General features: G+C 56.4%; 7 protein-coding genes. 5 read left to right on the top strand and 2 right to left on the bottom strand.

Features of this window, described 5'->3' with window-relative positions; translation table 11 throughout:
* The first annotated feature begins 379 nt into the window (after positions 1-379).
* From VMC84_RS08935 to VMC84_RS08920, 4 genes are read left to right on the top strand one after another with little or no spacing between them, the layout of a single operon-like run.
* Positions 380-1831 (top strand): alpha-amylase, encoded by a 1452-nt coding sequence (locus VMC84_RS08935; protein ID WP_325379786.1) that lies wholly within the window; start codon positions 380-382, stop codon positions 1829-1831.
* Complete coding sequence (locus VMC84_RS08930; RefSeq protein ID WP_325379784.1) at positions 1813-2955, top strand: glycosyltransferase family 4 protein; 1143 nt, start codon at positions 1813-1815, stop codon at positions 2953-2955. The genes VMC84_RS08935 and VMC84_RS08930 overlap by 19 nt, the downstream gene beginning before the upstream one ends.
* Complete coding sequence (locus VMC84_RS08925) at positions 2952-4250, top strand: glycosyltransferase family 4 protein (protein WP_325379782.1); 1299 nt, start codon at positions 2952-2954, stop codon at positions 4248-4250. The genes VMC84_RS08930 and VMC84_RS08925 overlap by 4 nt, the downstream gene beginning before the upstream one ends.
* Positions 4247-5956, top strand: a complete 1710-nt coding sequence (locus VMC84_RS08920) for an amylo-alpha-1,6-glucosidase (protein ID WP_325379780.1) — start codon at positions 4247-4249, stop codon at positions 5954-5956. The genes VMC84_RS08925 and VMC84_RS08920 overlap by 4 nt, the downstream gene beginning before the upstream one ends.
* On the opposite strand, the gene VMC84_RS08915 is transcribed toward VMC84_RS08920, so the two are convergent.
* Positions 5953-9072 (bottom strand): tetratricopeptide repeat protein, encoded by a 3120-nt coding sequence (locus VMC84_RS08915; RefSeq protein WP_325379778.1) that lies wholly within the window; start codon positions 9070-9072, stop codon positions 5953-5955. The genes VMC84_RS08920 and VMC84_RS08915 overlap by 4 nt on opposite strands.
* Positions 9073-9159: 87 nt before the next feature.
* Complete coding sequence (locus VMC84_RS08910) at positions 9160-11199, bottom strand: M43 family zinc metalloprotease (protein ID WP_325379776.1); 2040 nt, start codon at positions 11197-11199, stop codon at positions 9160-9162.
* Between the two features lie 460 nt (positions 11200-11659).
* Between VMC84_RS08910 and VMC84_RS08905 the strand changes: the two genes are divergently transcribed.
* Positions 11660-11870: hypothetical protein (locus VMC84_RS08905; RefSeq protein ID WP_325379774.1), on the top strand; the 211-nt coding region annotated here is incomplete at its 3' end.

The raw sequence follows: 11870 nt of genomic DNA, 5'->3' as shown, positions 1-11870 counted from the left end.
TATATTCATGATAAAATATTTAAATCTCAAGCATAATAGCCTGTTAATGGTCAGCCGCCCAGGAGAGCAGTGTGTGCTAAGCATAATCCGGAGAAGGCCGGCAAGCCCAAGCCGAAGAATGCATAAATTTTATATAAATTTTATATTATTTTAAGCCATTTTTTTACGATATTTTCGCTTAAATCGTTCATAAAACACTATATCTACACCTTTTAACAAATATATATTATATAAAGTAAAAATTCTATACCGATTGCAGCTAAAGATCATTATCTATCGATTGCCGGCCCACGCGGAAAGTCGAACGCGCCTGGCCGGGGAAGGCAGGCGACGCCGCCCGCATGAGCGGCAGGCAGGACCTCGGCAGGAGGCCATACAGATGAGTAAATTATGCTTGGGATTTGAAGTCCACCAGCCCTTCCGGCTCAAGCCGGACTTTAGCCCTCAAAACGGTACAGCGGAGAGCCTGGAAAGCCTTTATTTCAGCGAGGCTAACCGGGATATCCTGGATAGGGTAGCCGATAAATGCTATATCCCCGCCACGGGCGTCATCCTGGACAGCCTGGATAAGGGGTTCAAGTGCGCGTTCAGCCTGTCCGGCACGCTCGTCGAGCAATTAGAAAAGTGGAGGCCGGACGTGCTGGGCCTCTTTAAGCAGGTGGCCGCCCATAGGAACGCCGAGATGCTTGCCCAGACCTACTTCCACAGCGTCGCCAGCCTCTTTGACCTGGGCGAGTTCGAGGAGCAGGTCCGGCTCCACAAGAAGATGCTGAAGGCCGAGTTCGGCGTCACGCCGCAGGTAATTGAGAACACCGAGTTCATCTTTAATAACGATATCGCCCGCTCGGCGAAAAAGCTGGGCTTCAAGGCGATATACACGGAGGGCGTCGAGCGCGTCCTCGGGTGGCGGAGCCCGGACTACGTATACTCCTGTAACGGCATCAGGCTGCTCATGCGGAACTACCAGCTATCGGACGACGTGGCGTTCCGCTTCAATAACCGGGACTGGGACCAGTACCCGCTCATGGCCGATAAGTTCGCCTCCTGGGTGGCGGCGTCGCCTGGCGACTACGTGAACGTGTTCGTGGACTACGAGACCTTCGGCGAGCACCACTGGGAGGACTCGGGTATCCTGGAATTTTTACGATGGCTGCCCGTGGAGTGCCTCGGCCGCAGCGTCGAGCTCATCACCCCCTCGGAGGCGGCCGCGATACCGGCGAGGGACGAGCTCAGCATAGAAGAGACCATCTCCTGGGCGGACGTGGAAAAGGACGCCTCGGCGTGGCTGGGCAATACGATCCAGCACACGGCGCTCAAGGCCATCCAGCGAGCCCGCCCTTATGCGAAGGATAAGAAGATGTGGCGCTACCTGCAGACGAGCGACCATTTCTATTACATGGCGTCGAAGTTCGGCTCCTGCGCCGACGTGCACAGCTACTTCAGCCCCGGCGCCTGCCGGCCCTTCGATTCCTTCGCGGCGTACATGCGCATCCTGTCCGACTACGAGAGCCGGGCGGCTAAAAAGATGAAGCCCCGGTCGGCCGCCATGGAGCTGCGCACGGTGCCGCCGGAGGAGGCTTTCCAGTTCTACACGTCGAACGCCTACACCGGTTTCACGGCCTATAGCCTTGACGATATGTGTGATCTGCTTAACTACGTGCCAAAGGATTCCGTAGAGCATCACATGAAGAACAAGGACCTGTCCCGCTGGGTGCAGGACGTGCTGGGCGATGAGAGGCTCGCCGGAGAGATGGAGGAGTGTAAGAGCAGGCTGGAGCTTATAGATACGGCCACGAAAAAGAAAGATGCGCTATGGACAAGCTTAAGATAGCCTTCTTCTGCTGGGAGTCCATCTACTCCGAGAAGATCGGCGGGCTGTCGCCCGGTGCCACGTACCTGGCGGAGACGCTCGCGAAGGACCACGAGGTCCACTTCTTCACCCGGGGCCGGGTTGAGGAGAAGGAGATCAAGGGCGTGAAGTATCACTATTGCTGGCCCAGCGCGAATAATATCGTGGACTACTGTAAGAATATGAGCGACCAGATGGTGGAGCGTTTTCGCCAGTATGACTCTCCTCCGTTCGACATACTCCACTTCCACGACTGGCACGTCGTGGAGGCGATGCACCAGCTTCAGGACCGCAATACGGTCTTCACTTACCATTCGACGGAGTTCGGGCGTATCGGGGGCCGCTTCGGCGACTGGTGGGAGTCGAAGGAGATCGCAGGCAAGGAGTGGTACGGGGCGCTGATCGCAAAGCGCTGCACGGCCGTATCGCAGACGCTCAAGAACGAGGTCATGTGGCTCTATAAGGCGCCCGACGAAAAGGTCGATGTCGTGAACAATGGGATATTCCCCGAGGCCTACGATGCCATGATCGACGCGGGCGAGGTAAAGAAGTCCTACGGCATCCACCCGCTGGCCCCGCTCGTCTTTTTTATCGGGCGCATGGAGTACCAGAAGGGCCCGGACATGCTGGTCGACGCCATACCCCGCGTGGTCGAGAACAAGTGGAGCGCACAGTTCATCATGGCCGGCGAGGGCAGCATGAAGCACCAGCTTGAGGAGCAGGCCCATAACATGAACCTGCCGGTAAGATTTTTAGGCTACATACCGGACTCGGAATATATCCGCTTTTTACATGCCAGCGATGTCGTTGTCATCCCCAGCAGGAACGAGCCCTTCGGCCTGGTCTTATTAGAGGCCTGGAGCGCTAAGCGCCCGGTGGTGGCCTGCGACGTGGGAGGCCTGTCCGAGAACATCGATAATTTTGTCAACGGCGTGAAGGTTCACCAGAACCCCGAGTCCATTGCCTGGGGCATTAATTATATATTGAACGGCGTCAACGGGGTAGCCGGCTATGGCTGGAACGGCCGGAAGAAGGTCGACCGCCTGTTCCGGTGGGAAGTAAGTGCGAGAAAAATGATGGATGTTTACAAAAAGGTGTTACCGTGAAGCTTGCATATTTTGTGGATGAGTTCCCGCCCTTTTTCCGGGGCGGGCTGGGCACGTACGCGATGGAGATCACGAAGGAGTACATCCGGACCGGCAACGAGGTCACCGTATTTTCCAGGAATACGGGCAACGACCCCACCAAGGACGACTGGAACGGCGTGAACGTTCACCGCCCGAAGCTGATGAACCTGACGGATGTGCTCTCGGTGGTCAGCCCGGGCGACGTGCAGCGGTGGGACGCCAGAGGCCAGCAGTTCTTCACGGAAACGCTCCTGTATAACATGCTGTCCGCCTCCAAGCTGGTGAACAGCCTCGTGGCCGTCGAGAAAAAGCAGTACGACATTGCCGTTTCCCACGACTGGCTGGCCTTTCTCGCGGGGATTGTCACGAAAAGCAACCTCGGCCTGCCGCTGGTCGTCCACTACCACTCGACCGAGCAGGGCCGCACCGGCAGCGGCTCGGCCGCAGTCAAGGACATCGAGCGGCTGGCGGCCATGAAGGCCGACCTCATCGTCACGGTCAGCTACGCGATGCGGGACGAGCTGGTCAAGCTGGGATATCCGGAGCAGAAGATACGGGTCGTGTATAACGGCGTGGATACGGACAAGTACCGCCCGGATCTATATTCTCCGGCGGAACTCAAGGCGTTCCGGGAGAAGATCGGTGTCGGCGACTCGCCCATGATCTTCTTCGTGGGAAGGCTTACGTGGGTGAAGGGCGCGGACACGCTTACCATGGCCATGAAGGAGATCGCCAAGGAGGTGCCCGACGCTAAGCTCGTCATCCTGGGCAAGGGCGAGCAGGAGAGCATGCTTAAGCAGATCGTCTCGTCCAATAGTCTGGAAGAGAATGTCATATTCAATTTCAGCTATGTCCCGGAGGAGGAGAGGCTAAAATACTATGCGGCGTGCGACGTCGCCATATTCCCCTCGAAATACGAGCCCTTCGGCATCGTGAGCCTGGAAGCCATGGCCATGGGCAAGCCCGTGATCGTGGGGGCGACCGGCACGTCCGGGTTCCGGGAGCAGGTCATCCCGTTCGGGCCCAATATCTGCGGCTTCCACATTAACCCGCATGACCCTGGCGACGTGGCAAAGTTCACCATTATCCTGCTGAAGGACCCGGAGCTAAGGAAGAGCATGGGCATCAACGCCCGCCGGCATGTCCTGGAGAGCTTCACATGGGATATGGCGGCGAAAAATACGCTGCGTGTTTACGATGAGGCCATCGAGTTATATAAAAAGAAGCAGCAGGCCCTCTACGACAGCGTCTGCAAGTTGCCGCCCCCCGCATGATCCGATTCTCCGGGGACCTGCACGGCTATACGTTCGCCAGGCGTAAGGAGTATCTGCTGACGGCGGGCGACGCCTATTGTTCTTCGTCCCTGGCCGGCAATACCCGTAAGTACCACGGCCTAATCGTGGCCGGCAGGCGGGTATATTTATCCGGCCTCGAGGAGCACGCTAACGGTGAGCACATTTCCGTACACCGCTACGCAGGGGCCCTGCAGGATAAAGGGCTTTTTTTCCTAAACGGCTTCGAGCTTTATCCGCCCCGATTTTATTATATGGTCGACGGCGCGTCGATAAAAAAGACCATAGAGTTCGACGGCCGCCTAACGATCCGCTATGATGTGGAAGGCGAGGCGGAATTGCGCATAAGGCCCCTGGCCACGGACCGGAGCTACCACGAGGTTAAGCGGAATGTCGTGCTGGAGATGGCCTGTACAGAGAACGGTTTCCGGGCAGGCAGATTATCGATGCAGTCTGGTCTGCCGTTCGTCGAGGACCCGCAGGCTTACTATAGCGTATTCTACGAGCGCGACGCCGAGCGAGGATATGACCATGTCGAGGACCTGTATTCGCCGGGCTATTTCCACGGCCTGGTGAAGGATGGCTCGGCCACGATTTACGCCTCCATAGATGGTTTCGAGAGAGTTCTTAGAGATGACTCGGAGCCCACTGGCCCCATGGATTACCTGGGCCTGGCGGCCGACAGCTTTTTGATCGACGATACGATCTATGCCGGCTACCACTGGTTCGCCGAGCCCTGGGGCCGGGACACGTTCGTCAGCCTGCCCGGGCTGTTGCTCGAAATGGGCAAGTTCGATGAGGCGAAACGGGTCTTTCGCCATTTTGGAAAGCAGATAAAGAGCGGGCTGATACCGAACCGGATCCCGGGCGGCCACAATTCCAGCGACGCCCCGCTGTGGTTCATTTACGCTTTGAGGAAATATTTCGAGAAGCGCGGCGACCCGGCTTTTCTCCATGAGGGAAAGGCGTGGGTTGAAAAAATACTGAGTGGCTATCCGGAAAGCGAAGTCGCCATCCTCGGCGGCGCGTTGATCTCGTCCGCTCCAGAGTCGACGTGGATGGATACGCGCTATACGGCCAGAAAAGGTAAAGCCGTAGAGGTGAACGCCCTCTGGATCAACGCCCTGGAAGTAGCCGAACAGATGGAATTAGCGCCGCCCGTTAAGCCCGTTGCGGCCCGCCGTGAGTTTGGCAAATTCTGGGACGAGGAAAAAAACTGCCTTTTTGATATCATCGATCCTTTCGACGATGCTGTCCGGCCCAATCAGGCCATCGCCGTCGCTCTCGGGGCCGTTGACGGTGAAAAAGCGAGGAAGGCCATGGGCGTTGTTCGAAAAGACCTGCTGACGCCGTATGGCCTGAGGACGCTGTCGCCCCGGGATGGCCGCTACACTGGAAGATACAGCGGCGACGCATCGTATCATAATGGCTGTGTTTGGCCCTGGCTCATGGGCTTTTATGTCGAGGCCGCGCTGAGGATCGGCGAGCCCAAAGAAAGGCTGAGGCCGCTGCTGGAGCCGCTTTTATTGCATACGCATGACGCCGGGCTCGGGACGATATCGGAAATATTCGATGGCGACGCGCCCCACGAGCCCAATGGGTGCATATCGCAGGCGTGGAGCGTGGCGGAGCTGATAAGGGCGCATAACCTGCTTCGGCAGGAACGGCAATTTTGTAAGCCTTTTTAAGCCTTATATTGAGAATCGACGATGTCGTTTCGGTTCGCCAGACATTTTTCCAGGTCGAGCTTCAGGCCCATATCCCGGCAGATCTTTTCCTGCTCCTTCAGGGCGCCGAGCGCCGTATCGGCATCACCCTTCGCAAAAAGTGTCATGGCCTTATCGCCCAGGCATTCCTGCAGGCCGTACGCATACCCTATTTCGCGCAGCATAGCCTCCGCCTGGCCGTGTAGCTCCACAGCGTCATCGATACGGCCTTTCATCCGCTGGTCGACGGCCAGGTAGTTCAGCGATACCGCCAGCTCGCGCCGGTGGCCGATCTTACGGCAGATAGTCGCCTGCTCCGTGTGCAGGGACACCGCACGATCAATGTCGCCCTGAAGGCGGTAGACGATCCCCTCCTGGCCCCTGATATACTGGAAAATATAGTCGTCCCCGTTCTCCAGGCAGATCCGCCGCGTATCCTTGATCAGCGTGAGCGCACCGTCCAGGTCGCCCGTTTTGACGAGGACCGTAATCTGCCATATCAGGGATTCGGAGATGCCGAACATATTCCCAAACCCATGGGATATCTGCTCGGACTCCTTCAAAAGCCCCATCGCGGCTTCAAGATCGCCCTGCCACATGTATATGATTGCCTGGTTTACAAGCGAGATCCCTAAATAATCCTTATTATTCACCTTGCGGCTCAGCTGCTCCTGCTCCCTTAACAGGGTCAGGGCGCCTCCGAGGTCCCCTCTTACCCGCAGTATATTCCCCTGGTCGCCCATTGCGGCCTGAAGGCTATCGATATTTCCCGTTTCCCGGCAGATCCTTTCCTGTTCCTTTAGTAATTTCATGGCCCCTTCTGTATCCCCGTGGACCCGGAGGATGAGGCTCTGGCAATTGAGCGATTCCGGGAGGTCGTGGAGGCTGCCGATCTCGCGACAGATCCTTTCCTGCTCCTTGAGCATCCCCATGGCGGTGTCGAAATCGCTCCTGTGCCACAGGATCTCGGCCTGCTTTAACAATGAAAATTGCAGGCCATCCTGGTTATTGGTCTCGCGGCAGATCCCTTCCTGCTCCTTGAGCAGGCCCATGGCGAGGTCGTAGTCGCTCCTATCGATCGCGATCCAGGCACGGTAGCTGAGGCAGCGCTGCAATCGATCCCGATCGCCCTGCCCCCGGTAATGGTCGATCAGATAGTCCAGCAATCGGAGGGCTTCGTCGAAGTGATAGGTATTCCGGAACATCTCCAGGATCGCCTCGAGGTCTTTATCGTCTTCCTTTTGCGGGGAAAGCAGCACGGGCTGGTAGATGTCCGCCATGCGGATACTCGAGGTCGCCTCGATCCGCGTCCACTGCTCCATAATGCTAAAGCGATCCGTTTCCCACGCCTTACGGATAAAGCGCAGGTCGCGTAGCAGCGCCCGGAGGTCCGCGGATCTCCCGGCCGAATACAGGTGCAGGGGAAGATACCGGGCCATATAAGGCGAAACGCCGTCCACGCCCCGTTGATATTGGCCCCAGCCATAGGCGGCCAGTATCTTATGCCCCTCCGAGATGCTGGTATAGAAAATGTCCTGCTTTTCCTCGTCGGTAAGCCACTCGACGACGGAGCGATGGAAGGGCGTGATGACTCCCCCCTCCACCGTAAATATCGAGCCCAGCGACCGGCGGAATTTCCGCTCATCGTGCGGATTCCAGCCGAAGATCTCCGAGAGCATCTTCATCGGCACCGGCTCCTGGACCGCCAGCAGCACCTCAAGCGGGGGGCGGATGGCGGATTCCCAGAGGCCGACGTCTGGAAACTGGCGCTCGAAGAATTTGAGGTATATTCCGCCCAGGCCCCGCGGGAACTCTTCCAGCCTATCGAGCGACAGCCCGCCCTGGTCCAGGCTGCGCAGGATCCATTCCACGTAGAGAAATAGCCCGTCGCTCTTTTTCACGATGCTTTCCACGACAGCGGCCGGCACCGCCTTTCCCGGGTAATATTTCCCCAGCTCGCGCCGGAGGAATTCGCGTATGTCGCGGTTATTCCTCGGGTCCGAAATGTTGAGGCTGAATGGATGATATGCCTGGAGGTAGCCCGTCACTTCCGGGTCCGGCCGGCTGGTGACGATGAGCTTCAGCCACTCGGGTGCCCTCTCGAATTCCGTGGCGATGAAACTCGCGAACTCGTTTTTCCCCGCCATGGTCGCCTCGTCAAGGGCGTCGATCAGGATTACGACGGGCCGGGCCGGCCGGGGATAATTCGACGAGAGGGGCTGGACGATCAGGTGGTCGAACAGCGACCGGGGATTAAGGCTTTCCAGGTCGTCGAGCTTGAGGCGCTTGAGCCGCTCCTCGTATTCCGGCAGCTGGGTACTGAGCTGGTAGGCCATGGACATGATGCAGCGGCGGGTATCCGTCTTCGTGACGTTGCCGTAGCTGCAGAAATGGAATCCCCGGACCTCCAAAAGAGTGGTGCAGAGCCAGGCGGAGATGACGGTCTTGCCGACGCCGGGCGCGCCCGTAAGCCAGAAGATCCTCGAGGCGCCGGGGTCGGCCAGCCAGGCCTGGACCTCGTCCAGGACCCAGGAGCGGCCGCTGAAGCGCTTCAGGTTGTAGCTTATCTCCGCGTCGAAGGAGATCGGCTTCAGTACGTTCACGACATGTGAGTGGAAGCCTTCGAAATCGATGCGATCGTTCTCGATGGCTTCCAGAAGACGCTCGAATTTTTGCCGGTAACGATCCTCCCGCTCCACCAGGGGAAGGCAGCCCTCCATGTCCAGCCACTGGATGCGGCAAATTGAAAGAGGCGGCTCGCACTGGACCAGCATGATAGGGATGACCTTGAGGTTGAGCTGAATGGCCCGGGCGAGCTCGTTCAGGCAGAAGCCATCCGGCCGCCGGACCGAGTAGGGCGTCATCAATAGCAGGAACAGGCCGTTCTTACCGGCGGCCGATACCCGGGCCAGGCCATCCTCGATATATTGCTCCCAGTCCACCCCGAGCTCGATGCGCTCGAGATCGAACCAGACGTCGTATCCTCTGGCGACCAGGTCATTTTTCAATCGAAGGACCAGGGGCACGCTCTCGTCGTGGCCGTAGCTGAGAAAGATCCGCTTACGCGAAGGTGGACTGGATTGGGGGCTGGGGTCCATGGGTTCAACTAATTATTGACGATTCGATGCTTAAATACATCGGGCCTGAAAAGAAAAAGAAGTTTTTAAGTTAAATTCGCTGTACGATCATCCAATGAATTTTCCATCGTTTAGTGTCTGGATAATGAACCTCTGGCCGCCCACGTGTCGATACGATCTTTTAACACGTTCTTCCTGAACTATGTCAAAGAAGAAGGCGTCGTAGCCTTTTATTTTAGGTGTCCCGGGCCTGACGGAAAATTCGACGACGTACAATTCATCATGCGGAATCTTTACCTCGATTCTGGCCTGAGGCTCTTTTATCGCGACCCTGCTGCCTCCGGCAGCCTCGACTCCCCGGCCGGGCATTCCGTCGGCCTGCCACCGGCTAAACAGGGAGGGGCCCAGGTCCAGTTCCACGTCACCCAGGTCCAGCACAGATCTGGGCAAGGGATACGGGCTTTCAAGGGGATATTTTACAGCGGATTGGAACGTTAGCCGAATTGGCGCGAGACCTCTCTCGGGCTTTTGTTCAGGAACCGGCATATGTTCGGGGTCGGGCTTACGGTATTTGAGGATGCTATTGACGAGCAGCTGTCCGCGCCAGCCCCAGACCAGTCTTTCCGCGATGGTGACGTTTTTCCACGCGATATTGTTATTATTCCTCACGTTCTCCCAGAGGTTTGGCCCTTCAGGGGACGTCATGCCATAGGGCGCATGGCGGATGGTCTCGATCCGTGCCAGCAGGCAAAAATGGGTCCGGTCCGCCCCGAATGCGGCATAATCCGCGGGGTCGGGCGGGACCCAGTCGAAGCGCAGCGGCTTCATGGAGCTCGGGCCCACGCTTCCGATGGCCATTTCTCCGATCTTGCCGCCCATCGGTGCGGGCGCCGTGACCGAGCCGTCCCACGGGGCGGGCCAGCCCAGTCCGGTCGATGCCTTCGCCCAGTAGAGTATGACCTTGCCCCCGCTGGATTGCCTGCAGCCGCGGTTCCGGATATTGACATATATGTGATTCGTCTCGCCCGGTATGAGATTCCCGCTCTCGACGATAAAAGGCCCGCTGGGAGGGTTTACGAATATGTCGTCGCTGGCGAACATCGGGCCGGCGGCGGTATCCGGCTCGGATCCCAGGTCCCGGGGTGAATCGCGGATCCACAGATCTGCGGCGCCGTTCGGCGTCGGCGGCACGTAGCCCTGGGAATCCCGGATCGAGCGCCGGTAGCCGTTCAACAGGGCTTCCATCCGCCGCGCCTGCCCCGCGGTGAACATGGCCATGCAGCGGTCCTGGGCGTAGTCCATATAATTGATGAACATGTCCCCGTTTGGACTGGCATTTTTACAGGAGATATGGGGAAATCCCAGGCACCTTTTATTCGGGTCCGACGATGCTGTGCATGTTTGATAATAGTATTCGGTGTTGGTGTTAGGTATTGAGTGGGGGCATAGGAAATTATAGTCTTTCTGGTTCGGCGTATCCAGGACAAAGTCCGTATTTAAGCAATTGTAATTTACGTCGTCGCCCCACGGGTGGTGCAGGTTGAGCCAGTGGCCGACCTCGTGGGTCGTCGTCCGGCCTTTATCAAACGGGGGAGCCTTATTCAAGGTACCAAAATAATCATAATGTATTACGACGCCGTCCACTTCCCTGGGCCAGCCGGGAAAGGTCGTATAGCCCGCCCAATCGCCATCATCAATGTTACATACCCATATGTTGAGGTATTTATCCGTTGGCCAGGCATCATGCCCGCCATTCTGAGTCCCATCCGGGGCGACAGACGAATGCTTTACCTTGTCCAGCGTCGGGTCCGTTTTTAAGGCATCCATATCAGGTGGACTGAATTTCGACATGGTTGTTTTTGTCCATGTTATCGCGCCTTCTGGTATATAATCGCAGTCAGGGCCACGCTTCGCCAGCTGAAATTCGATGCGGGTATCCGCGGCCAGGGCGGCAAAATCGGAGCATAGCCTCTCGGCGAATTGGATGCCGTCGGTGTTCATCTTCTGATAGTCGCGGTTGAGCGCATCGATCTGGCTGTTAACCTGATCCCGGCTGACATACTGGTCCTGGGTGTTGTAAACCACGTGCACGACGACGGGTATTATGATGAGGTCGGGCCTTAATCCTACGAGACGACTTATCAGCATATATTCATCTGTTTTCGCGAGTATCTCTCGCCGCGTTTTCGCATACGCTGGATTGAATTCAAATAAAATCCTGTGGATCTCGTCCGTTGCGCATCTTGTGGCTATTCTATCCATATACTCCTCAATTCCTCCTTAAATAAGGCTTTAACCGTAGAACGGAAAGTCTAAACAAATTGGGATCGGACATAAAAAAGTCAATCCTGCGAATCCGACTTAAGCCATACGATTGATTATTTAGCATATAGTTATCCACACCCCTATTTAATGTCTTTTCTTCGGCCGACAGCAATCATTATGGATACTATCTAATTGACTACCATTAAAATTTAATTCTTAATTTAAAATAGATATATTTATCAATTTTAAACGTATAATTATAGTGGGTTATTGCTGGAAAGATATGCGGTCGAAGGACTAGCGATCGTGCCCAGGATAATAACCCGGGACAGGTGAAATCGAAATGCCGCCAACGCATTGTGCTTCTATGAGGCCGGGGGTTGAAAAAATGGATTGTAAGCCCCTTAAGGCTACGATGAGTATACTTTTAAAATATAATATAACGATTGAAGAATTGATGGAGATAATGGCCATATCGGAAGACCTTCAAAAACTACAGAAATCGGATTCCAATACCTATAAGGAGCTTACGAAATTGTATAAATTGTACAAAA

This window comes from Methanocella sp., from assembly GCF_035506375.1.
Classification (GTDB): domain Archaea; phylum Halobacteriota; class Methanocellia; order Methanocellales; family Methanocellaceae; genus Methanocella.
Note: the sequence above shows the minus strand (reverse complement) of the source record. Positions and strands in the feature narration are given on the sequence as shown.

Excerpts from the sequence above, each read along its gene's own strand:
- VMC84_RS08935 (WP_325379786.1), top strand. The coding sequence starts at position 380 with ATGAGTAAATTATGCTTGGGATTTGAAGTCCACCAGCCCTTCCGGCTC.
- VMC84_RS08930 (WP_325379784.1), top strand. The coding sequence starts at position 1,813 with ATGGACAAGCTTAAGATAGCCTTCTTCTGCTGGGAGTCCATCTACTCC.
- VMC84_RS08920 (WP_325379780.1), top strand. The coding sequence starts at position 4,247 with ATGATCCGATTCTCCGGGGACCTGCACGGCTATACGTTCGCCAGGCGT.
- VMC84_RS08915 (WP_325379778.1), bottom strand. The coding sequence starts at position 9,072 with ATGGACCCCAGCCCCCAATCCAGTCCACCTTCGCGTAAGCGGATCTTT.
- VMC84_RS08910 (WP_325379776.1), bottom strand. The coding sequence starts at position 11,199 with ATGCTGATAAGTCGTCTCGTAGGATTAAGGCCCGACCTCATCATAATA.